General features: G+C 33.4%; 17 protein-coding genes and 2 pseudogenes. 10 read left to right on the top strand and 9 right to left on the bottom strand.

Going from position 1 to position 24,060, the window contains the following annotated elements; all coding sequences use genetic code 11:
* The coding region (locus tag T367_RS25130; RefSeq protein ID WP_027421543.1) for an alpha/beta hydrolase at positions 1–436 on the top strand (436 nt) is incomplete at its 5' end.
* A gap of 1 nt (position 437) precedes the next feature.
* Here the strand turns inward: T367_RS25130 and T367_RS0120765 are convergent.
* The gene (locus T367_RS0120765) at positions 438–1,394 is read right to left on the bottom strand and encodes a hypothetical protein (RefSeq protein ID WP_157454347.1); all 957 of its coding nucleotides are present in this window, start codon (positions 1,392–1,394) and stop codon (positions 438–440) included.
* 147 nt (positions 1,395–1,541) lie between these two features.
* Here T367_RS0120765 and T367_RS0120760 point away from each other — a divergent pair, with 147 nt between their 5' ends.
* From T367_RS0120760 to T367_RS0120750, 3 genes are read left to right on the top strand one after another with little or no spacing between them, the layout of a single operon-like run.
* Complete coding sequence (locus T367_RS0120760; RefSeq protein ID WP_027421541.1) at positions 1,542–2,537, top strand: Gfo/Idh/MocA family protein; 996 nt, start codon at positions 1,542–1,544, stop codon at positions 2,535–2,537.
* Between the two features lie 37 nt (positions 2,538–2,574).
* Positions 2,575–3,444, top strand: a complete 870-nt coding sequence (locus tag T367_RS0120755) for a hypothetical protein (RefSeq protein ID WP_027421540.1) — start codon at positions 2,575–2,577, stop codon at positions 3,442–3,444.
* Positions 3,444–4,838: a sugar transferase gene (locus T367_RS0120750; protein ID WP_027421539.1), complete on the top strand. Its 1,395-nt coding sequence runs from the start codon at positions 3,444–3,446 to the stop codon at positions 4,836–4,838. Before T367_RS0120755 ends, T367_RS0120750 begins: the two co-directional genes overlap by 1 nt.
* Before the next feature lie 29 nt (positions 4,839–4,867).
* Here the strand turns inward: T367_RS0120750 and T367_RS0120745 are convergent, their stop codons facing one another.
* A complete protein-coding gene (locus T367_RS0120745; protein ID WP_027421538.1) occupies positions 4,868–5,212 on the bottom strand; it encodes a hypothetical protein in 345 nt (114 codons plus the stop codon).
* Positions 5,213–5,536: 324 nt separating this feature from the next.
* Between T367_RS0120745 and T367_RS0120740 the strand changes: the two genes are divergently transcribed.
* Positions 5,537–6,535, top strand: a complete 999-nt coding sequence (locus T367_RS0120740; protein WP_157454346.1) for a LamG-like jellyroll fold domain-containing protein — start codon at positions 5,537–5,539, stop codon at positions 6,533–6,535.
* Positions 6,536–6,635: 100 nt separating this feature from the next.
* Here T367_RS0120740 and T367_RS0120735 read toward each other — a convergent pair whose 3' ends face one another.
* The 4 genes from T367_RS0120735 to T367_RS0120720 all read right to left on the bottom strand — a co-directional run bounded on the left by T367_RS0120735 (position 6,636) and on the right by T367_RS0120720 (position 13,260).
* A complete protein-coding gene (locus T367_RS0120735) occupies positions 6,636–10,115 on the bottom strand; it encodes an efflux RND transporter permease subunit (protein ID WP_027421536.1) in 3,480 nt (1,159 codons plus the stop codon).
* Between the two features lie 8 nt (positions 10,116–10,123).
* A complete protein-coding gene (locus tag T367_RS0120730) occupies positions 10,124–11,245 on the bottom strand; it encodes an efflux RND transporter periplasmic adaptor subunit (RefSeq protein WP_027421535.1) in 1,122 nt (373 codons plus the stop codon).
* A 64-nt stretch (positions 11,246–11,309) separates the two neighbouring features.
* Positions 11,310–12,641, bottom strand: a complete 1,332-nt coding sequence (locus T367_RS0120725) for a TolC family protein (RefSeq protein ID WP_169736101.1) — start codon at positions 12,639–12,641, stop codon at positions 11,310–11,312.
* Between the two features lies 1 nt (position 12,642).
* Positions 12,643–13,260 (bottom strand): TetR/AcrR family transcriptional regulator, encoded by a 618-nt coding sequence (locus T367_RS0120720; protein WP_027421533.1) that lies wholly within the window; start codon positions 13,258–13,260, stop codon positions 12,643–12,645.
* Between the two features lie 110 nt (positions 13,261–13,370).
* Here T367_RS0120720 and T367_RS25655 point away from each other — a divergent pair.
* The 3 genes and pseudogenes from T367_RS25655 to T367_RS24425 form a co-directional block, all read left to right on the top strand.
* Positions 13,371–13,502, top strand: a pseudogene (locus tag T367_RS25655) (ribonuclease H1 domain-containing protein); the annotation flags it as partial.
* Between the two features lie 54 nt (positions 13,503–13,556).
* Positions 13,557–14,186: pseudogene (locus tag T367_RS23470) on the top strand (ribonuclease H1 domain-containing protein); the annotation flags it as partial.
* 47 nt (positions 14,187–14,233) lie between these two features.
* Positions 14,234–14,911, top strand: coding sequence for a hypothetical protein (locus T367_RS24425; protein WP_051568718.1), 678 nt, complete (start codon positions 14,234–14,236; stop codon positions 14,909–14,911).
* Positions 14,912–15,051: 140 nt separating this feature from the next.
* Here the strand turns inward: T367_RS24425 and T367_RS0120700 are convergent, their stop codons facing one another.
* Positions 15,052–15,366: a YbjQ family protein gene (locus T367_RS0120700; RefSeq protein WP_027421532.1), complete on the bottom strand. Its 315-nt coding sequence runs from the start codon at positions 15,364–15,366 to the stop codon at positions 15,052–15,054.
* A 119-nt stretch (positions 15,367–15,485) separates the two neighbouring features.
* Here T367_RS0120700 and T367_RS0120695 point away from each other — a divergent pair, with 119 nt between their 5' ends.
* Positions 15,486–16,922: a hypothetical protein gene (locus tag T367_RS0120695; protein ID WP_027421531.1), complete on the top strand. Its 1,437-nt coding sequence runs from the start codon at positions 15,486–15,488 to the stop codon at positions 16,920–16,922.
* On the top strand, positions 16,919–18,013 hold the full coding sequence (locus tag T367_RS24420) for a T9SS type A sorting domain-containing protein (protein ID WP_051568717.1): 1,095 nt from the start codon (positions 16,919–16,921) through the stop codon (positions 18,011–18,013). The genes T367_RS0120695 and T367_RS24420 overlap by 4 nt, the downstream gene beginning before the upstream one ends.
* A 14-nt stretch (positions 18,014–18,027) precedes the next feature.
* Here T367_RS24420 and T367_RS0120685 read toward each other — a convergent pair whose 3' ends face one another.
* Positions 18,028–19,494, bottom strand: a complete 1,467-nt coding sequence (locus tag T367_RS0120685; protein WP_027421530.1) for an acetyl-CoA carboxylase biotin carboxylase subunit — start codon at positions 19,492–19,494, stop codon at positions 18,028–18,030.
* A gap of 6 nt (positions 19,495–19,500) precedes the next feature.
* Positions 19,501–23,997: a translocation/assembly module TamB domain-containing protein gene (locus tag T367_RS0120680; protein ID WP_157454345.1), complete on the bottom strand. Its 4,497-nt coding sequence runs from the start codon at positions 23,995–23,997 to the stop codon at positions 19,501–19,503.
* Positions 23,998–24,060: the final 63 nt, after the last annotated feature.

The following is a 24,060-nucleotide window of genomic DNA, read 5'->3' as shown; positions in this document are numbered from 1 at the left end:
CTTTGAAGACTTTATCAGTAAACCTTCGGTTAAGGATACCAAGGTCATATTAATGGGATTCTCCTTAGGCGGTAACCTTGCTTTAAAGATAGGCATCAACAACCAAGAGCAAATAGACGGAATGGTTTTAGAAGGCGCTTTTACCGATCAAAAATCTATCGCAGCAGAACGAACTCCTTTTCCTATGAAATTCTCGGCAAAAATGATTGTTAAGAATTTTGTAAAGGGCAAGGAATTAATTCAAGAGTGGATGAAACCCTTGCTTATCATTCATAGTGAAGACGATGTGGTTTGTCCTTATTATATGGGGAAAGAATTATATGAATTAGCTGAAAGTCCAAAAAAAGAATTTTGGAGTATCAAAGGCAAACATTTAGCGGGAATGGCTTTGAATTACGACACTTATATTGGTAAAGTCTCAAGACTTTTAGATTAGATTACTCCACAACCAAATTTAGGAATACAGGCAAATGGTCGGACATATAATAGAGGCTTGAAATAATATTTTTCGGTTCAGATTTATTTTCGGGTAAATCAATTAATGATTTATCCAACCTCAGTCCATCTTGGCCTACTGCTCGGTAAGAATCTTGCATATATTTAATTCCACTACCTCCATCCATTATACTTTCGTCGAGTAAAATCAAATCGAAACGGTCGTCCATTCCACCGTTAGCGCCACCATTAAACTCTTTAGTTCTTGTACTTTGTGTATGATATTTGGCATATTTTGGATTAGCGTGCCAAGCCCCTGATTGGTCGATTGGATCTTTAAAATTTAAAGCGTCTACTGCTGTTAAAACCTCCCATCCAGGTTCGATATTCGAGCCATACATATTAAAATCTCCAGCCATCATTTTATTGTCTAAATCAGGATGATTGTTAATATATGTCTCCATTAACTTCAATGCTGAAAAACGCAACTGTGCAGATGTTACACTTGCTTTAAGGTGACAAGTGAATAGATTTAGGAAAGTTGTATCGTTGTTAATATCATCTTTTTTTAATGTGTAAAAATTATAATGATCAATTGTTCGAGGCAATGATTTAATACTTGTTGATTTTTTCAATCCCAACTTTTTAGCATTGTAGAAAACAATGTTCTCTTTGCTACTTCCCGATGGTATATTCGCCATTTGATAATCTCGAACAGTATCCTTTATGAGAATTTTATAATAAATTAAGTCCGCACCACTTAATCTTGACATTTCATTCAAGACTAAAATATCAGGCTTGAGATAATTCAAAATATTGTTCAGTGTATCCAGTCTTGTTTCATTCTTTTGCGGAAACCACAATAAATTATACGAAACGACAGCGATTGTATCTGTTTGAGAATTAGCTGGTGAAATATTCAAAACCAGCATAAATAAAATTAGAAAAACTCTTTTCAAATTGATTCAATTTTAACAAATATAATTATTCGAACGCGGATTTTTATTCAGTTACTCAATTCAATTAAATATGTACTGTTGATAAGAACCGAATTTTGATTCGTACTACCAGCTAAATTGAATTATCTTTATGAAAAATATAATACTATGCTGAAAATTGGGTTGTTTGGAATTGGTCACTTGGGTAAAATTCATGCGAGATTAATTACTGAATTGTCAAACGAATTTGAATTTGTTGGATTTTATGATCCTAATGACACCAATGCAAAAGCTGCTGAAGAATTGGGTTTGAGAAGGTTTGCGTCTATAGATGTATTGTTAGACATGGTTGATGCAATAGACATTGTCACCCCTACGCTTTCTCATTTTGAAATTGCGTCTTTAGCGATTCGAAATTCGAAACATGTATTTATTGAGAAACCAGTTACCCAGACTAACGAAGAAGCAAAAAAGCTGCGTTTATTAGCGAACGAGGCGAATGTAAAAGTGCAAGTTGGTCATGTCGAACGATTTAATCCGGCATTTAAACATGCACTTCCATTTATAAATAAGCCGCTATTTATTGAAACACATAGATTGGCTCAATATAATCCAAGAGGAACAGATGTTCCGGTTGTATTAGATTTAATGATTCATGATTTAGACATTATTCTTAGTACAGTTAAGTCTACAATTCGTAGAATTAGTGCCTCGGGGGTTGCTGTTGTCAGCGAAACTCCAGATATAACGAATGCTCGAATAGAATTTGACAATGGTTGTGTAGCGAATTTAACAGCTTCAAGAATTTCAATGAAAAACATGCGTAAATCGCGTTTTTTTCAGAAGGATGCTTATATCTCTATAGATTTTCTTGAAAAGTCTTCTGAGATTGTTAAAATGACGACGCTAGAAACCGAACCCGATCCGTTTGACATCGTTTTTGACTTGGGAGAAGGTAAAGCAAAGAAAAAAATTGAAATTTTTAAACCTGAGATTTCTGAGTCAAATGCGATCAAAGAAGAATTACAATCCTTTGCCGAATGTATTAAGAATGACACTGTTCCAATCGTATCAATAGAGGATGGAGAGTACGCTTTAAATGTCGCTTTACAGATTATGGAAAAATTAAAATCAAACGGAAACTTGATTCAAGAAAATATTTAGTGTTTTTTTGCGTTCTAAAAAAAATACGCTTTTCCATATGACAAAAATTTTACTTTTTACAGTAACGATTTTATTTCTTTTTTCTGGCTGTAAGCAAGATAATCTAACACCTTCTTGGTTGAATATAGATGAATTTCTATTAGAAACTGATGAAACTTATCAAGGTGCAAATTCAACCAAAATAACTGATGCATGGGTATACATGGATGGGCAACCGCTTGGTGTTTTTGAACTTCCTGCAAACATTCCAATTTTAGCTGAAGGAGAACATAGTTTCATCATATTTGCTGGAATAATGGATAATGGTCGATCCGGAGAAAGGACTATTTATCCTTTTTACAGAAGTTATGACATTGATTTAGATCTAGTTACCAATGATACAATAGCAATTACTCCAGTTACTGAATATAAGGCGGCAACTACTTTTGCATTTATTGAAGATTTTGAAAGTGCAGGCTTTGATATAGTTAAAGGAGCGGGATCTGACACGAATATCACTTTTATTACAAAAGAAGCATATCCCGAAATTGTAAAATATGGTAATAAATGTGGTGGTATCTTTTTGGATGAAATAGATAGTCTTTATGTTGGCCGAACGAATGAAAACTTTATCCTACCAACGAATCAAGATGTTTATTTAGAGATTGACTATCGTAATGATAACTCCATGACAATGAGTACAATTTATGAAGATAATGGTGACGAAACGCAAGAATTACCTTATATAACAATGGTACAGCAAACCACAGGTGAAGAAGTCTGGAAGAAAATGTATATCAATTTAAAAGAGAATATCAGTTTTAGGGTCGGAGCAGATAATTATGACGTTTACTTTTTATCCATCCTTGACAACGATAAGGTAACTGGTACATTTTATTTGGACAATATTAAGATTGTACATAATTAATGAACCAGAAAAAACGCACAATATTTTTAGTCATCTTTGATTATTTAGCTGCCTTTGCAGCCTGGTTTTTGTTTTATGTATACCGTATTTTACTTATTGAAGAGAATGACTTGATTTTTAAAGAAGGCTTTTTCATTGGTATTGTTATTATCCCAATTGCATGGATTTTGCTTTACACCTTGCAAGGGACTTATCATGAAACGTTACGGCAGTACCGCTTAAAAACAATCAAACAAACACTTTTTGGTTCTGTAATAGGTGTAACCATTCTATTCTTTATCCTTTTATTGGATGACCAAGTTTATTTATATCAACAGTATTACACACTATTTTTAGTTTTGTTTTGTCTACATTTTGGGTTAACTATCATTCCTCGTTTTATTGCAACAACTATTCATGTTAAAAAAATTCACTCGAATAAAATTGGATTTAGTACGGTTATAATTGGTGGCAGCAAAAAAGCGTGTGAGATCTATAATGACATTATTCATTTAAAGCCGAGCTCAGGCCACCGTTTTATTGGTTATATCAATATAAACGGAAGTGATTTTGATTTAAACGATAAGATCCCTTATTTAGGACACATAGACAATATTGACGATATTATTAATAAGGTTGATGTAGATGAAGTGATTATTGCATTAGAAAGTTCGGATCATGAGCGTTTGAAAGGAATTATCACCAATTTAGCGGCTTATAATATTCGCGTAAATTTAATTCCTGATACCTACGATATCCTTTCTGGTCAGGTGCAAATGTCAAGTATTTTTGGTGCTTTATTGATTCGTACCAACGATTCTTATATGCCTGACTGGCAATTTGCCACCAAAAGAATTCTGGATATAGTAATCTCGTCTATAGCCATTGTTGTATTATTGCCACTCTATATTATCCTTGCTATTTTGGTCAAAACATCTTCCCCTGGCCCAATATTTTTTAAACAAGAACGGATTGGATTGAATAGAAAACCCTTTAGTATTATAAAGTATAGAACAATGTTTGTTGGGTCGGAAAAAGATGGCCCGCAATTGTCCAGCAGTAATGATAAACGAATTACTAGGATTGGCAAATTCCTCCGAAAAACGAGATTGGATGAATTCCCTCAGTTTTGGAATGTAATTATTGGCGATATGTCACTTGTTGGTCCTCGTCCTGAAAGACAATTTTATATTGACAAAATTTCAGAACACGACCCTCAATACTTGTATCTGCACAAGGTGAGACCGGGTATTACATCATGGGGACAGGTAAAGTTTGGTTATGCTGAAAATGTTGAACAAATGGTCCGGCGAATGAAGTATGATTTATTATACATCAGAAATATGTCCATTGCCTTAGATATTAAAATAATGTTCTATACAATAGCAATTATCTTTAAAGGAAAAGGTAAATAACACCTCGAAAACACTAAATAAACAAAGGATTAATTCAACCTTTGTTTATCCCATACTTCAATTAACCTATCAGCTTCTCGAATAAATTCATTGTAATGATAAAAACTTGTCGGCGATTCACCTTTATTATTTAAAGCCGTTTCATAAACCGCTTTTATCAAGAAGAATATATTTGATCCAACTAATTTTTTTGAATATTCAGGATTCACCTGAAAACTATCATATACGTCACGAATTCTAGCCAATTTGGTTCGTTCGGACTTATCCAATGATGTCTTGGTCATTAATTCTGATAAACTCGGCAGCAGCGATCTTGAAACCATCACAAATCGCTGAAGAATGTGCACAGCACGTACTCGTTCTTGAAATGTCATAATAGTTTGTTTGTTATAAAAGACGTGTGAAAATTTAAAATGGTTGGTTTCCTATCGGGTAGAAAAGAATGAATAAATAAAACAAATGGACTTTCATTCATTTATAATATCATTTAATATTTCACGATCTAACTAATTAAACATTGAGAATATTATATATGCAGAAGTATAATTTCGCATTAACTTTAAGACAGTTTTTCTTAATTACCCGATTATTTGCACTAGCAATTAATTATAGGATCTTTAACTTTGATAATTTTTATAAGTCCAAAAAAAAGACTTTTCAATAAAAATAAATGTTTATATTTCCAAAAACTTAAATCTATGAAATTTAAACAAAACTTATTTTTACTCATACTTATCTTGCCGTTTTTGTCGTTTTCCCAAGATATTTCTGAAGGTTTACTACTGCATTATAATTGGAATGGAACTTTTGAGGATCAAAGTGGTAATGAGTATGATGGCATTGCCACTGGAACCACTTTCGTTGAAGATCGGTTCGGTAATCCAGGGAAAGCTTGCCATTTTGACGGGATCTCAGATTTCATTTCAATGCCAAACCTAGCAGAACTAAAACCTAATTTACCTATTACTATAGCTTTCTGGCTAAAACATGAAGACCTCTATTATGAGTATGCATCAGTCTTTAACACCTCTTTCCAAGACGATGTTAATTCTGGCTTATTCTTTACAATTTCCAATGCTACACATGAATATGCTGTAGGATATGGTGATGGCGATTCAGGTTATAGTAGTTCAGGCCTTAGAAGACTTTCATCAACGGCAGTCGCAGATATCACCACTTGGCACCACATAACACTTGTTGTAAGTGGACCTACAGACATGGAAATATATGTTGATTGTCATCCAACAGGAGATGAATACGTCGGGTCTGGTGGATCAATAGCTTATTCCTCTGGTGCTGGTACTATTGGTAAACACGATCGAAATACAGGTGATCCCGGAGACTTTTTTAAAGGGTACTTAGATGATTTCAGATATTATAACAGAGCATTATCCGCTGAAGAAGTAGCTATTCTTTGTACAGTTAAAGATGAAGATGAAAATGCAAATTTGGATGAAAAATCGATATTGAATGAAGAATTACTCGTTTATCCAAATCCATCTACTCATGAAATTAATTTTAAAATTGAAGATCCTTCAGCTGTCAACTATCTTTATATCTCAGACATGCTTGGAAACAAAATTTATTCTGGTCCTTTCGTAAGGAGTTTAGACGTCCAAAATTTACCTGCTGGTGTCTATATAGTGCGGATTGAAAATGCACGCTCTAGTAGTATTACAAAATTTATTAAAGAATAATTTTAATCGACTGCGATTTATAATTTACAAAACTATAATTGATAAAAAAAGGGTAATAGCTGACAGCTATTACCCTTTTAATTTTTACTTAATTCCAAGTTTAAATTGAAGATCTCATTTTCGCATTAGTTATTTTATGCAACCATACTTTAAATCTATAAAGAATTAAATACATCACTGGCACAATAATTAGCGTTAAGAATGTAGCAAATGTAAGTCCGAAGATAATTGTCCATGACATTGGACCGAAGAACATTGTATTGTCCCCTCCTCTATAATAGTTTGCACTATATTCTGTAAACAATGTTGTAAAGTCGATATTTAATCCCATTGCAAGTGGAATTAATCCAAGTATAGTTGTCAATGCCGTTAAAAGAACCGGTCTTAAACGCGTTTTCCCTGCTTGTACGACAAAATCTACTATTTCTGGCAGAGGAAGTTGTTCATACTCACTTAAGCCTAACTCTTCTCTTCTACGTCTTCTTAATAAATCTGTATAATCAATCAATACAATGGCATTATTCACGACGACCCCAGCTAAGGATATAATCCCAATCATTGTCATCATAATAACGAATTCCATTTGGAAAATAACTTCTCCCATGAATACCCCAATTAAACTAAATACAACAGAGAATAAAATTATTACTGGTGTTGTATACGAATTAAATTGTGCAACAATTACAAGAAGAATAATAAATACAGCGATTAAAAGTGCTTTAGAAAGGAAAGCCATTTGATCAGCCTGCTCTTCTTGCTCTCCTGTGAACTTAACTTCTACTCCATCCGTCATGTTTACTTCATCCTCATATTGTTCCATTATCTCTTTCAATTCTGCAACAATTTCATTTGCGTTATAACCTTCCTGTACATTTGAGAAGATTGTTACAATTGGAATTTGATCCTTGTGAATAACCGAACTATAAGTAGTGGTAGGTTTAGGAGTCGAAATTAATGCACGAATGGGAATTCTAAGCATTTGCCCTTTATTGTTTCGGAAAATCAATTTTTGATTCATTAAAGCATCCAAATCATTTCTAGACTTATCGTTAAAACGAACAACCATATCGTAAGTATCATCACCCTCTTTAAAGGTTGAGATATCTGCGCCAAATAAGGCGGTACGAACAGCATTTGCAATTTGTCCTGTACTCGTATTAAATAATCTCGCTTTTTCACGATCAATTTCTATTCGTAATTCAGGCTTACCCGTTTCTACATCTAATTTTAGTTTTTCTACACCATGTACATTTTTACGGTCTAAGAAAATTCTAATTTTTTCTGCTTCAGCTATTACCTCATTATAATCAATTTCTCCACCTACCTCAATATTAATTGGCGGTGCCGTTGGTGGTCCTTGATTATCTTTATCAACAGTAATTTGAATATCTGCAGGGAATTTGTTTTTTAATCCATTTGATATTTTCTCCATTAAATGGCCTGTCTCATAATCTTTTCTATACTTAAATTCAGAAAAGTTAATTGTGACCCTACCTTTATGTGGTGTATTCCCCATTACAATTCCTTGTGATGGATCAGAGGTACCATTCCCTACTTGCGCAATTACAGATTGAATAATCCAAGACTCGAAGTCTTTATTCACTGTATCACCAAGTTCTTCAGGTAAAATCTCTTCGTTAATTATTCGCTCAACCTCTAACGTTGTTTCATTCGTAACGCGAATGTCTGTTCCGATTGGGTGTTGAATAAATATATTCACATAATTCGGTTGATTTTCGGGAAAGAACAACACTTTTGGTGTGAAAATCCCGACAAAAACAAGCGACATAAATAACAAACCAATAGTTCCTAAAAAGAAATAAACTGGTCTTCTTCTTTTTAAAGCATAAGCCAATATTTTTTCATATCCACTTTCTAATCTAGGTAAAAATTTCTCTTGGAAAGTTTTAGTAGCAGGTGTAAGTACGAAAATGTTTAGTATTACAAATAAACCTATCACAATAAATAAATTCCCTGCACCAGTACTAACGCCTAATAATATAAAGCCAAGAACAATAAAGATACCAGCAACAATTAATGGAATTTTCTTCTTTTTATTCGATTCGTCAACCTTCATCCACATTGCTGTAAGCACTGGATTCACAATTAATGCAACGAATAGAGAAGAACCAAGAACAATAATCAAAGTTATAGGGAGGTATTTCATAAACTCACCCATTATTCCAGGCCAGAAAGCCAAAGGAATAAATGCACCTAACGTTGTTGCTGTTGAAGCAATAATTGGCCATGCAACTTCACCAACGCCTTTTTTAGCTGCGGTAAAACTGTCTACACCCTCTTCCATCAAACGTTGAATATTTTCAACAACAACAATTCCGTTATCCACCAACATTCCTAATGCCAATACGAGTGAGAATAATACCATCGTATTTAAGGTTACCCCCATTGTTGATAGAATCAAAAATGACATTAACATCGACAGCGGTATCGCAACACCAACAAATATTGCATTCCTTAAGCCTAGGAAGAACAGTAAAACACCTACAACCAAAAGTACACCAAAGATGATTGAATTTAACAGGTTAGAAACCATTTCTTCCGTCTTCCCCGATTGATCATTCGTTACAGAAAGATTTATTCCTGCTGGTAAAATTTTGTCTTTCTCTACTTGTGCAATGATTTCATTAATCTTTCTTGATGCCTCTAAAAGATTCTGTCCGCTTCTTTTCTTAACATCTAACATGACAACCGTATTGCCACGTTCACGTGCATAAGAAGTTGTATCTGCATCAGTAAATTTAACTTCTGCGATATCACGAAGATATACAGGTTTATAATCCTCTTGTTTTACAATTACATTCTCAATTTCTTTAGCCGATTTGAATTTACCATCAATTTGGATAGTTCTTTTTGTTGTTCCATCTAAATACTCTCCACCGGACATGGTGATGTTCTCATTAGAGATTGCAGTTTGAATATCGTTAAATGAAACATCAACCATTTCCGCTTTTTTGGGATCAACCATAATCTGCATCTCTTGGTCTTGAATACCACGAATGTCAACTTCTGAAATCTCAACCAATGCTTCGATTTTATCTTCTAAAATTTCAGCATAATCTTTTAGATCACTAATTGAATAGTCACCTGACAGGTTAATGTTCATAATCGGCATTTCTGAAACATCCATTTCAAAAATATTCGGTTCAACTGGTAAATCAGCGGGAAAGTCTTTAGTTGCTCTAGCCTTATCAACAGCATCTTTTACATCTTGTAATCCTTGTTTTGGACTAACAGTGAAATCGAATTTGATATTGATTGAAGCATAACCATCAATTGAAGTCGAATTAATTTCGTCAACGTTTTTAATCGTCTTTAATTCCTTCTCAATTGGATCGGTAATTTTTTCCGCTATTAATTCAGGCGAATTCCCAGGATAAGCAATACCGATATATATTTCAGGTATTTGAAGTTCTGGAAAGTTTTCTTTTGGCATTGATTGGTATGATGCAAAACCACCCAATAAAATCATCATTATCAATAAATAAACCGTTTTCCGGTTTTTTACAGCCCATGATGAAAGTCCAAATTCTCTTTGGTTCTCAATTTTACTTTTACTCATTGTCTTTCTTATTGTAAAGTTACTTTATCACTTTCCGTAATTCCCTTAGCTCCCTTCATAACAATTAATTCATCCTTTGTTAAATTACCTTCAACACAAACGAAATCTCTGTACTTCTTCACTATCGTTACAAATACCTTCTCTACTGAGTAAGTTTCTGAACCTTTTATTTTTGTTAGCTTGTATAAGTAGTTATTGTTTTCAGTATCCTGTAGAATTGATTCAGCATCTACAACAATTGCATCTTTTCTTTCAAAATCAGTCACATTTACTTTAGCAAATTGATTCGGCAATAATAATTTATTGTTCTTAATTTCAATTTGAATTCTAAATGTTCTGTTCGTTGGATCGATATAATTTCCTTTATTCGTCACTACTGATACAATTGTAGTATCATTCATTGCTGGAAAATTCATTTCAACTGCTGTTCCTTCATTTACTTTAGACAATAAGTTTTCTGCCATTGAAGCATTAATCGTAACAGTACTATTATTAACTAATCTCATTAATGGAACTTGAGGAGCTGCCATTTCGCCTTCATTTACCATTATGTCGTCAATAATTCCTGAGAATGGTGCACGAACAGTTGTTTTACCTTGTTGAGATCTTAATGTTTTAATTCTTTTCTCAAGCGATAATTTTTGGTTCTTCGCTTGTTCATATTCAATTTCAACACCTACACCTTTATCATGTAATTGTTCTTGCTTTTTCACCATATAATCTGCTAACTCTAAAGAAGCTTGCAGTTCTTCAATATTTGCAGCTAAAATCTCAGAATCAATCAAAGCTAAAGTCTGTCCTTTTGACACTTTTGCGCCTTCTTTGACGTATATTTTGGTAATTAAACCACTTGCTTCAGCTGTGATTAATGAATTTTGGTCTGTTTCAACTGTACCTGGAACTTCAACTTTATGAACAAAATCTTCGATCTTTACTTTGGTAGCTGTTACTATCGGTAATGATGCCACTTCCGCAGTATCTAATTCCGAAATCTTATGATTCAATGTTACTAGTTCCGCCTTGAGCGAATCTCTTGTTGATTTTAATTTATCTAAATTGGTAATTTCTGCACCTCCACAACTAGTTAAAATCACGCCTAGGGTTAAGATATAAATTAAGCTTCTTTTCATTACTCTTTTTTTTATTTTTTTCGATTGTTCCAATTACTTTTTGAGCTTATTAGCTTTTTTGGACTTATTGATTATATAATTTATCTAATTGTACTTTCACATTTAACATATCCATTACTGAACGGATATAATTACTTTCAGCTGTTAATAACTGACTTTGTAATTGGGTCACTTCTAAAGCAGAAACTGTTCCTGTCTTTTTTCTGATCACTGCATTTTCGTAAACTCGCTTTGCCAAATCAACATTCGACGATTCTATCTCCATCAATTCAACAGACGACTTATACGTTGCTTTTAATTGAATTTCTTGAAATTGTAAGCTTCTTTCTAGATTCTGTAGGCTATTCTCGTCTTGTTCAATTTTCATTTCCGCTTGTTGAACCTTGGCAATTTTCTGCCCACTGCTCATAATAGGAATGTTTAGCGTCACTCCCCAAACTGTAGTTGGATACCATGGTTTGTTTTCGAAAAAATCGAATTCACTTCTAAAAGCATTCTGAGAATGATTAAAAAATGCACCTAAAGAAGGCAAATAAGCAGCTTTTTCATTCTTCAAACTATACTCGCTAGATTCTCTTTGTTGATCTAGCATAATGTAGTTAGCATTTTGCTTTACATCCTCTGTTTGTTGCATTGGGTTGTTTGTCTCTAACTTCGCTAAAACATCATCCAAAGTTTGGCTAAGTTCAAGTCCTTTTTCAAAATCATAGCCCATTTGTAACTTCAATAAATTCATTGCCACTTCAATTTGTCTTTTACCACTATTCTTTGAAGCACGAATTCTATTAAAAGCAATTTCAACTTGATCTGATTCTTCAACTGGAATGAATCCACTTTCAAAATAGATCTTCGTTTCTTCCCATAATGTTTTTGTTACCAATTCAATCGAATCAAGTAAAGCAACATTCTCTTTCGCTACTAAAACATTATAATATGCTTCTCTTATCAAAGCTTTTACTTCGTTTTGAGTATTCGTTGCAGATGTTTGCGCCATTTTCTGGAAAAACTTCGAAAACTTTAATCCAACGATATATGAACCATCAAAAATTAACTGTGATGCTGTAAATGTTGCTGAAGTACTAAACTCCTGCCCCATACTAAATTCCATCACATCTCCTGGTTCTGCCATCGGATTGAATAAACTTGCATCCACAACAGAAACTGGAATATCTAATAACTGTTGGAATTCGCCTTTAGCACTTACCTGAGGTAAACCAATTGCTGTTGTTTCCCAAACTTTTTTCCGCGCTATTTCAATATCTAATAAGGCATTTTTTACCTTTTCATTATTGTTAACACCATACTCCTCTGCTTCCTCCAGCGTAAATGAAGTGGATGATTCTTGTGCGAATGATACCTGACTCAGCAACAAGGCTGATATAACTAATATTTTCATTTTATAAATTTTCATCGTTTTTGATCATTTCTTTTAAATAGGCCAACCCTTTTGTACTCGCAATCCCTCGAATATGGTATCTGAAAAATTCAGAATAAATTACTTCAGGACCGTAAGTATGACCTTCGGTTAAGTCATTTGACATTAAATGCTCCATCAATGCCATATGAATATTAGCTAAGATTTCTGCATTAAGATTATCGCGAAACAATCCTTCCTTTACGCCTTTTTTTAAATTATTTAATAATAAATCTTTTATTTCCGAATTTTTTTGGGAGCTTATCTTTGTTAAAGACTTAGGATGGTATTTACTTAAATCAAAAAATATTGACGGATGAATATCTTTTAACTGTTTCATTACCTTCTTACTAACCTGCATTAATTCTTGAATTGCATTTTCTCCATGATTAAAGACGCTTTTTAAATCGGCTAGGTCACATTCTAATGCATAAGTTAAACAAGAATCTACAATATCATTCTTATCAGTAAAATACTGGTATAATGTCTTTTTCGAAACGCCAAGCTGACGGGCCATTTCATCCATAGTAACGGATTTTACTCCGTACTGCAAATAAACGTCTAAGGCAGCGGCTATTATCTCTTTCTTCTTCTTATCCATGCCGCAAAGTTAAAAACTTTTTATACAACGGAAACAAAATAAGTTAAAAATGTTTCCACTGTGTAAAATGAACCTTTTGTTAAATCGAATTAAACCTTAAATTTGCTTTCATGGCTAAGCAGGTAAAATATTATGTTGTTTGGGAAGGCAATACTCCAGGTATATATCGTTCGTGGGATGATTGTAAACGAGAAATAAAAGGGTATGCAAATGCTAAATTCAAATCTTTTACAAGCTTAGAAGATGCGCAAAAAGCATTTAAAGATCCAGATAGCGTTGCTCCCGACCCGAATAAAAAACAATATTATTATGTTGTTTGGCATGGGCATACTCCTGGAATTTATACCGATTGGAACGAGGTATTAAAACAAATTAGAGGTTTTCCTAAAGCTATTTACAAGACCTTTGGAAGTAAAAATCTTGCAGAAAAAGCATATAACGATCACCCTGATAATTATAAGGATGGTGATTATAAAAAAACCAAAGACCTTTCAGATAAAGATTTAGATCGTATTGGCGATCCCATAGAATTAAGTCTTGCTGTAGATGCCGCCTGTAATGGGAAAGGTGATTTCGAATATCAAGGTGTTTGGACTTTTAGCAAAGAAAATGTATTTAAGGTAGGTCCCTATAAAAGAGGATCGAATAATATCGGTGAATTCTTGGCTTTGGTTCATGCTTTGGCTTATTTAAACAGCCATAAAGATCCAAAAATGAAGGAAATGCCCATTTATTCAGACTCTAGAATCGCCATGGGATGGGTAAAGAAGAAAATGTGTAAAACAACCAAACAGCCACAACCGGACGTTCATAATTTAATATTACGAGCTGAATCGTGGCTAAAGAAAAATACGTTTAAGAACCCTATATTAAAATGGGAAACGAAAGTTTGGGGTGAGATTCCTGCAGATTTCGGAAGAAAATAGCAATTGTTACTTTTTACTTATTTTGTATTTATAATTAAAACAAGATTATGATTATAAAGACACTTTTCGCTTCAGTATTCACGATTGCAACCATTAATGCTGATATAAAAAGTGTTCAAGAAACAATACACACTAATCAAATTTTGACTTATGACCAACAATTAGAGCAGATTGAAAAGGATAGGTTAAATTTTAAATCACACCCGGTTTCAAATGATAGCTGTAAGGCCTTTTTAATTAATTCATTTGATCAGAAAATATTCCCCTATTGGATTGGAACGAAATGGGATTATAACGGTTATACAAATCGACCTGGGAATGACAAAATAATTGCCTGTGGATACTTTGTTTCAACAACTTTAAAGCATATTGGGTTTAAATGGAATAGATTTGATCTTGCAAAAATGTATTCTTCCAATATTGTTGAAAGCATTTGTGAAAAAACAGACCAATATCCGGATAAAAAAACTGCTTTACTTTCCATCATAAATCTTCCTGATCAACTTTATATTGTAGGACTATCATCACATGTTGGCTTTTTACTGAAGCAAGGTGATAAAATTTGGTTCGTCCATTCTAATTATTACGAAAACGAAGGTCCTATAAAAGAAATTGCAAAAAACAGTCAAGCTTTTAACGACAGTGGTATTTTTTATATTGGCGCCTTTTTCACACCGAAAAATATGGAACGATGGGTTAACGGCAATGATTTTAATTTCTATTAATCACACTTAGTTGTCTCGATTTTCGAAATTTTCTGTTTTTTTAATTCTATTTCTTCGAACAATCAAAACAATAATAATCACTGCTAAAACAACAACAATTAAGCTCTGAATTGACAATATTATATTTGCTATTGCTTCCATTATTTAAGCTTTACAGCCGTTCCATAAGCCATTATTTCTGATGCACCCTGCATAACCATAGAAGTTGTAATTCGAACATTCAAAATTGCATCTGCACCTAGTCTTAACGCATCATCGGTCATTCTTTGCATCGCCTGCTCTCGAGCCTCTGCTTGCAACTTTGTATATTCTTCTATCTCTCCACCGACCAAGTTTTTTAAACTCGCAAAAATATCACGTCCAACATTTCTAGCCCGAACGGTACTCCCTCTTGCAATGCCTATAATTTCTGTAATTTCTTTATTCGGAATGGTTTCTGTAGTCGTTAGTATCATATTCTTTTGTTTAAAACTTAAATGTACGTTTAATTTGTTTTCAAATTCGAAATTATAATTATTTGTATGCTTTACAAAACTTAATATGTAATTTTGAATGGTAATTAGCCTTGCAAAAAATGATGAAAAACTTCCTTATAATTCTCTTATCCATAATATTTAAGACATTGAATGTTTACGGACAAATCACTGATGCCTCAACAAAATTTGAGCAACACGAACTATTGACCTTATTGAATTTTGAGGGGAATGACTATAGTCAATATGCAACGAATTTTGAAAGCACATTTGAGACGGTTTCAAAATTTTATGATGTTCCAACAGATCTAGTAATCATTCAATATTTTAGCAAAGAATTAAGACCTCAATATTCCTTCCACGCAAAACCTGAATTATCGGTTGAATTCCAAAACAAGCTTGACAGTGCTTTTTCAAGTATTGATCCAGTCTTTACAACCATCACAAATTTTCAGACGACCTTTCGCTGCAAGTTAAATGGGGGGAATAAGAATAGAAAAGCGGTTTATACTCCTGCTATTCCTAAGCTAAGGAATCTTCCCCGCGAATCATATAAAAACGAACCCATTCAAAGTCTTGTTGCCCAAACAAAAAACTGGGCAGCTGAAGTTGCTATGCCCTTACTTCAATTGCATCTTCAGAATTATGAATATGTATCGCCTGAAATTGCTGTATTTGCGAATGATTTAGATCTACTTTTAAAGGATACAACTTTGTCAGTTGAAGAAAAATTCGATTCGAACCCTATTTATTGGCTCGCGAATGAACAACTTAAAGAAGCACCCACATTATTACCAACAATAAAGTTATTTGCTTTAGTAATGGACGGCAGATTTGAATTTGCGCAAACTTATGCTCAAATCATGTATAATTTTTCAGCACAAGAATCTATCATTATTTATTTATTAACCGAATTGAGTTGGCGCTCATCTTATTGTGCTCAAAAGCAAGAAACCATGTCACGCAAAGCGATTCAATTCAAAAATGATAATTTATTAGATTCAGCCAATAATGTGATGACCAATTTGTTTGAATCCAACGTAAAAAGTGCTTATGGATTTGCAAAATTTGCCAATTTTAACTTTGACAGTTTAAATCTTAAAAGTCAAGAAAATATTTTTGAAGATGAATCTAATTCTTCTTACCTCTTTAAATTGAATCCCTTTTCAATTGATACCATTCCTGCAAGCAATAAAGTTGAAGCCTATCAGAATCAAATCAGATTAATAATCTATGATTATTTTGTTGATCCACGAAGAATTGAAGGAGATTATGAACGCTTTGCAAACAGAGCTTTAGAACTCAAGTCCTACAGTATCGCTGCTGAATTGTTCAGGCTATTATCTAATAAAAGTAACCTTACTGAAGTTGAGGAAAATGCTTATATTGAAAAATATCTATTCTCTTTACATATGCTCAAAATACAATCAGTAGATAAGATTTATGAAATTAAAAGTAAAAGGAGAGACAAAAAATTAAAGAAAGCATTAAAAAAGACGATGATAAAAAATGATCGTTACAAAAATTTCGATAAATGAAATTAGCCAAAATTATTCTTAGTATTCTCGTCACTATGAGCTTTCAAACCAATGCTCAAGTTATTTTAGATATTCAAACTGAACTCAACACAACAATATCAGAAGTATCAGGTATTATTTGGATAGAAGGCCGACTTATCGGACACAATGATTCTGGTGACGACGCTAATTTGTATGAAATTGACCCAGTTTCGGGAGAAGTAATTCGAACGGTTATGGTTGAGAATGCTACCAATATTGATTGGGAAGATATTACCTATGATGAAGATTATATCTACATCGCTGACTTTGGAAATAATGATGGTAATAGAACAAATTTGATGATTTACAAAATAAGTAAATCAGACTTTCTATCTATGCCGACAGTCATTGCCGATACCATAAAATTTAATTATGCGGAACAAATAGATTTTAGCCCTGGACCATATTCAACTAATTTTGATGCAGAAAGTATAATTTCTTTAGACGATAGTTTATATATATTCACTAAAAATTGGGGAGATTTTAAATCAAATATTTATGCTTTATCCAAATCCCCTGGTGACTATACAATAAGTCGTAAAGATTCGTTAGATCCAAATTGCATGATTACAGGCGCTACATATAGTGCTGTAGCAAACGAAATTTACTTATGTGGATATGATGTTCGAGATCCTTACATCTATTATATCACTGGTTTTTCAGGTGATCATTTTTCTGAAGCAACAACCAAAAGACGATTCGAAGCTTCTGTTCTTGGATCAATACAAATTGAAGGAATTGAATACATCGATGAATATTTTTACTTAGCAGCCGAAGCTAGAGGCGGATCAAAAGCGGCACTTTATATGGGAATAATAAATTTCTTAGACAATGACAAGTCTGACGATCAGGAAGTATTGCGATTATTCCCGAACCCTACAACTGGAAGTATACACATTCCCTATCCAACAGATACAAAATGTATAATCTACGATTTAAGCGGCAGCATTGTACTTTCAACCAATAAAAAACATATTAGTTTAAGCCATCTTAAAAAAGGCCTTTACATTACCGAAGTCAGAAATGCTGATAATGAACTTATCTTAACGCAACAAATCGTTAAAAACTAAACCCAATCACGTGATTATCGATTAATTTTCCAAGCAGACAACGGAGCCTTAATACTTTGTTTAACCTGTTCTTTCCCTAACGATCTGAATAATTTGAGTGCTGCTGCAGATTTATCAGTAGTAATTTCTTTACGCAATACTTCTGGCTTAAAGAATTCATTTACAAAGTTAATCGTAAAACTACCATCTCTAAAAGCAGCATGATCAATTGCATAACGACAAAAACCTAGCGTCGTACTAAACCCAGCAATTTCATAATCACTGATCGCTTTAATCGTTTTTTCAATTGCTTCTTCACGGTTTTTACCATGTACGATCAATTTAGCGATCATCGGATCGTAAGTCAAAGGAATAGTCATTCCTTGCTCGTAACCGTCATCTACCCTAACCCCTAATCCAGTTGGACGCTTATAATGCACCAAACTACCTAAATCTGGTAAGAAATCGTTTTCAGGATCTTCAGCATAAACTCTCACTTCAATAGCATGGCCATTTAATTGCACTTCTTCTTGCGAGTAACCTAATTTTTCTCCTCGAGCTACTTTAATTTGCTCTTCAACTAAATCTAGTCCAGTTATCATTTCAGTCACAGGATGTTCAACCTGTAAACGTGTATTCATTTCAAGGAAATAGAATTTTTTATTTTTATCCAATAAAAATTCAACTGTTCCGACACCCTCATAATTACACGCACGCGCTACATTAATTGCTGCATCGCCCATCTTTTTTCTCAAATCAGCATCAACGACTGGAGATGGTGCTTCTTCTATAACTTTTTGATGTCTTCTCTGAATAGAACATTCACGCTCATTTAAATGCAATACATTTCCATGTTGATCAGCAATAACTTGAATTTCTATATGCTTTGGTTCTTGTACAAACTTCTCAATAAAAACGGCTCCATTACCAAAAGAAGAAACAGCTTCAGAAACGGCTCTTTTAAACTGACTATCAAACTCTCCGTCATGTTCAATAACTCTCATTCCTTTACCTCCACCACCGGCAGAAGCTTTTATTAAAATTGGATAGCCAATTTCTGCGGCAATCTTCTTACCTAAATCTAAATCTAGAATTTCTTCATCCGTTCCAGGTACCATTGGCACATCAAACGCTTTAACGGCTTGTTTAGCATCCAATTTGTCGCCCATTACATTGATTGCTTCAATAGAAGGCCCAATGAATTTGATTCCTAAGTCCGAAACACGTTGTGCGAATTCGGCATTCTCTGATAAAAATCCATATGCCGGATGAATTCCGTCTGTATTTGTTTGAATTGCTACTTCAAGAATTTTATCAATATTTAAATAACTCTCTGAAGGTGCTGGTTCTCCAACACAATATGCTTCATCTGCAAATTTAACAAAAGGAGCATCTGCGTCAATTGTTGAATATATAGCAACACTTTTAATGTTCATACTTTTCAACGTTCGCATTATTCTTAATGCTATTTCTCCTCTATTTGCGACTAATACTTTCTTCATATTCTTTTAATTTGCTTCAATTTCGGGATCTTCGGATTTAAGTCCAACTTCCAATTTTTCTCTTGCGCCTGCAACTGGCCTTTTACGACCACTGGCTTTACTTTGTTTAATGTTTACATCTTTACTTGAAGGTCTAAATATATTTAAAAATCCTTGTAATAATTTAAAGTCACGCGCATTATTAAAAGATTCTTGATAATGAAGACCAACACCCTGCGTAAATGGACCTGTTTCTGCATCACTTCCGTCATTAGATTCGTTGAATGCATTAACAGTAAAGGATCCGTCATCATTTAAACGGTATTCTATCACCACATCTCCAACAATATCACCCGAAGACTCTTCGTCTGATAATACACCAAGACTAGTAATTACGCTTATTTTATCATTAATCTGTGTAGATACACCCAATGCTGTTTTACCATTTTCAAGATTCGCTGCTATTTGATAATTCTCACTAACATTACTCAATAGCGCATTTATTTGCTGCTCGGCAATTCCCGATACCACATTACTTCCTGCCCCACTAGCACCCTGAGTTGGTAAAAATTTATTTAAAATTAACAATGAGAAAAATTGTTTATTCAAGTGATCCTGATCTGCTTTTAACGCTTCAATTGCCGCTTTACCTAGATCCGACGCTGTAGGCGAATTGATATCAAAAGTTAATTTTGGTGCCATTAATGTAGAGCTCATTTCAAGTGTTCCTATAACTTTCTCTTTACTTGAATTAGAAGTACCATCAGGATCATCAGGATCGAGCGGCATAATATCTTTTAATGAAATATACCGTTCAAAATCAGCATAAATATCTATCCTAGCATCATAAGGTGAACCTGACCAAACTAAATTACTACCATTACGAATCGTAAAGTCTTTTCCTACAATATTCTTCATTCTCATATTGTATTTCCCATCAATGATGGTATAATTTCCAAACATATCTAAAGATCCATACTCATCCATTTTAATGGTCAAATCACCCTCTCCCCCATTTACCAAAATCTGATCCTCATATATTGGATCGAAAATGATGGCAACTTTTGCATCTTGGGTTATATCAAAATTCATTTTAAGAATCAATCCCGAGTTTTCTATTTTGGCATTTTTATTTAAAGTATCACCTGCAATATATCGCGGTACAATAGAGTCAAAAACAATAAAGGATGCATCATCCAATTCGGACGTTCCGTACATCGCTAATTTTAAATCTGTGCCCTTTTCAGTTTTAGCGTTTACTTCAATTTCGGTTAATTTATTGGGGTTAGAAATATTAACAAAGCCTGAAATATAAGCCGCTCCATAATAAAAATCACCTTCGTTATATTTAGTATTCATCACCATGAATTTTTCAGAACCAACAGCTTTTGACATTTCTAAACTGATATCATAATTCCAATTTGCCCAGTCATAATGATAAATTTGAAACATGGCCAATGAATTATTTCCTTTTTCATCTGTTACATACATTGATTTAGTAATCAACTCACCATCACCAAATTCTAATAATCCTGAGAGACCAAAATCAACATTAAACATTGGCACATTTATATTGGCCGATACGACATCTAAATCACCTTCAATAATAGGATTATCTAATTCCCCTGTCACTTGCAGCGAACCGTTTAAAATACCTTTAATATTTTTATACAGTTCAGGATCTGAAAAAGCATTTAAAAATCCAATATCCGTATTGTCAAATATTAAATCCATATCTAAATTGTCCTTTTCTCTTTTTGTGAAGTAATTTCCTTTGAATTTGAAGGTTTCTTTTTTATCCCTTAATAGCGCTCCTTTAATTCCAACACTGCTGCTTTCAATATCCCATGTATTGTCTAAAATTATATCGCCAACTTTTTCTTTATCTACAACAAGATCAGTTATTTCTGAAAGAGACATAAACTTAATATTCTCGTAAACATCTGAAATTCCACCATCGACATTCACAACACCTCCAATAGTTGTTCCTCCCAATAATCCATTTAAGGTTGCCAAATCAAAATCCTTTATTTTAAAATACAACCAATCACTTGGATCTTTGGATACTTTTCCATTAAATTGAATTAAGTGCGGACCATTTTCGATATCAAAATCTGTCAGTTCTACGATATCCGTATTCCACAATAGTTTGGATGATGAACTAATATTCCATTTGTTTTCTTGCAAAAAGAAGAAGGAATTATCAAATTCGGTCAAAACATCTTGATTTTCAGATAAACTTGTTTTAAATGCTAAAAATGCTGGCTCTACTTTACCGCTGCCGTCCCAGCCAAAATCAGTAAATAATACATTGTCTTTTATATCTGATTTTAAAAGAACATTTCTTACACTTAAACTATCCGATACCTGCGCCATATCAATTTCGTATCTAATATTTGCGCGTGTGCTATCAAAATAATTATGTAAGTTTATTTTTTCAAAAACCATTTTGGCGTATTGCACCTTTTCAGCGGTAACATCAAAGGATAACTGTTCTTTTTCAGCGTTGAAATTGGCAAGAATTTGGCTATTTGCTGAAATTGTGATATTCGTATCAACAAAGGCTAAAATTGGATTTATATCTTTCAAATTAACTTTAAGATCGAAATATTCATTACCTGTTTTTTCTATGTCAGTATCTTCAATAAAATGGTCAATAACGTGTGACAATTGATGCTGAATAATAGGGGTTAATTTTAATAAATCAAACTTACCTACAAGATCTAAATCAAGTATATCTGACCGCAATAAAATGCTATCATTCACTTCACTTCTAGTAATGGCCAAATTAATATTCTCTGCCTTAAAATTCGTTTCACCTAAACTATAGTTGATACTAGCAATTCTTGCTGTACCTGTTAACTTATTTAAGTCTGTTCCACTTATATTCACGTCAATATCAGTCTGAAGATCATGTCGAACACTATCAGTAATAAGGTTCAACTTTACAAATTCGGCCTGCGCTATGTTTAATTTAAAATTGAATATTAAATCTTTCTTAAAATCAACATATCCGCTATAATCAATTTTTAAATATTCGTCATCAATTTTCACATCACCATCAAAACGACTCTTCGCATATACCCCGTCTTTTATTAAAATATTATTATAAGTGTAATTATTATAAGTAACGTTAGAGATATTTCCATCAAGCAAGAGCTTCATATCTTTAGTACTAAATCCTTTAGATCCTTCCTTTATCGATATATATCCTGACAACATTCCAAGTGATGCATCACCAGCAATTAATCCGAGGTTTAGATTTTCTAATATTATATCTTGATTAGATTTTACGATTCCATTATAATGGTAAACATTGTTTTGATCTAGCTTAAATCGAATCCCGTTTAGCGCCGAAACATTCCCAATATCCGAACTTAATTTACCTGCTGCTTTGAAATTAGATAATACACCTGAAAAAACACCTTTTTCTAAACGAATTAGATTGGCTTGGTGAAAATTAGCTGGCAGTTCAAGATAATCTTGCCCCTCTAAAAATGGAGTGAGTTTTAATTTTTCAAGATCTGCAACACTCGTCGTGAATAATTGAATATTTTCTTCGAACCTTGCGGAGTCTATATTACTTAAATTTGGAATTTGAAAATCTCCGATAAGCTTCGTATCATTAAGAATGTGAATCTTAGTTTCATTCAATAACATACCATAAACCGGTCCGTCGAATTCAACATGATCAATATTCACTGTATTATTCATTCCGTAAATATCCGGAACGAAGAAGGCTAAATCGGCGAGGTTTATTTTTGAAGCTTTAATTTTACCACGCATGACAACTTTATTCACAAAATCACTATAATCCTCGCTCCCATTAGGTGTATGCATTTCAAAATAATCAGCTTTTAAAATTGTTTGAGACAAGCCTAAATTTAAATCTTTTAAACTGATTAATTGCGGAGAATAAAGCACATCCGCAGATAGGTTTACTAATTTCAATCCACTTCTTTCACCAAATCCTAAATCTTCAACCTTTACAAGAATAGAGTCACCCTGTAAACCGAATTGGGACAAAGTACCAGATAGGTTATTCACGCCAATATTCGCAAAGTCCATTCCATTTAGAACAGCTTCTGAATTCTCGTCGTGGAATTTAAAGTTGACATTACTCAAAATCACTTTTGCAACGTTTAGCTCGAATTTTGTTGATGAAGTATCTTCGCTTTCCGTCGCAAAATAATCGACTAAATGTTGAAAGTTAAATGTTGTATCATTTTTATATTTGATTAAATTGACGGTTGCATCCGCTAGCAGTACCTCTTCAATATCAATCTTTGGAATTGCAAAATCAAAGCCAGAAATATTTACGCGAATTTCTCCGGTACTGAGTAAAGTATCTTTTATTTTATCCTCAACATAAATGCCTTTTATATCGATGATGTCAACAAATACGATATCAACTTTATCAATTCGTATTTCAGTTCCTAGCTCTTTGCTTAAATAACTTGAAGCTTGATGCGCTAAAAAGGTCTGAAAACCAGATGTTCTGATGCCAAATAATAGCAATACCAAAATTAAGACCACCAACTCGATTAATAGATGGAAGAATTGACCAGTTCCTTTCAGTATTTTCAG

Source organism: Crocinitomix catalasitica ATCC 23190 (assembly GCF_000621625.1).
GTDB lineage: Bacteria > Bacteroidota > Bacteroidia > Flavobacteriales_D > Crocinitomicaceae > Crocinitomix > Crocinitomix catalasitica.
Note: the sequence above shows the minus strand (reverse complement) of the source record. Positions and strands in the feature narration are given on the sequence as shown.

Excerpts from the sequence above, each read along its gene's own strand:
- T367_RS0120740 (WP_157454346.1), top strand. The coding sequence starts at position 5,537 with ATGAAATTTAAACAAAACTTATTTTTACTCATACTTATCTTGCCGTTT.
- T367_RS0120695 (WP_027421531.1), top strand. The coding sequence starts at position 15,486 with ATGATGAAAAACTTCCTTATAATTCTCTTATCCATAATATTTAAGACA.
- T367_RS0120730 (WP_027421535.1), bottom strand. The coding sequence starts at position 11,245 with ATGAAAAGAAGCTTAATTTATATCTTAACCCTAGGCGTGATTTTAACT.
- T367_RS0120685 (WP_027421530.1), bottom strand. The coding sequence starts at position 19,494 with ATGAAGAAAGTATTAGTCGCAAATAGAGGAGAAATAGCATTAAGAATA.
- T367_RS0120755 (WP_027421540.1), top strand. The coding sequence starts at position 2,575 with ATGACAAAAATTTTACTTTTTACAGTAACGATTTTATTTCTTTTTTCT.
- T367_RS0120760 (WP_027421541.1), top strand. The coding sequence starts at position 1,542 with ATGCTGAAAATTGGGTTGTTTGGAATTGGTCACTTGGGTAAAATTCAT.
- T367_RS0120700 (WP_027421532.1), bottom strand. The coding sequence starts at position 15,366 with ATGATACTAACGACTACAGAAACCATTCCGAATAAAGAAATTACAGAA.
- T367_RS0120750 (WP_027421539.1), top strand. The coding sequence starts at position 3,444 with ATGAACCAGAAAAAACGCACAATATTTTTAGTCATCTTTGATTATTTA.
- T367_RS0120745 (WP_027421538.1), bottom strand. The coding sequence starts at position 5,212 with ATGACATTTCAAGAACGAGTACGTGCTGTGCACATTCTTCAGCGATTT.
- T367_RS24420 (WP_051568717.1), top strand. The coding sequence starts at position 16,919 with ATGAAATTAGCCAAAATTATTCTTAGTATTCTCGTCACTATGAGCTTT.
- T367_RS0120725 (WP_169736101.1), bottom strand. The coding sequence starts at position 12,641 with ATGAAAATATTAGTTATATCAGCCTTGTTGCTGAGTCAGGTATCATTC.
- T367_RS0120735 (WP_027421536.1), bottom strand. The coding sequence starts at position 10,115 with ATGAGTAAAAGTAAAATTGAGAACCAAAGAGAATTTGGACTTTCATCA.
- T367_RS0120720 (WP_027421533.1), bottom strand. The coding sequence starts at position 13,260 with ATGGATAAGAAGAAGAAAGAGATAATAGCCGCTGCCTTAGACGTTTAT.
- T367_RS24425 (WP_051568718.1), top strand. The coding sequence starts at position 14,234 with ATGATTATAAAGACACTTTTCGCTTCAGTATTCACGATTGCAACCATT.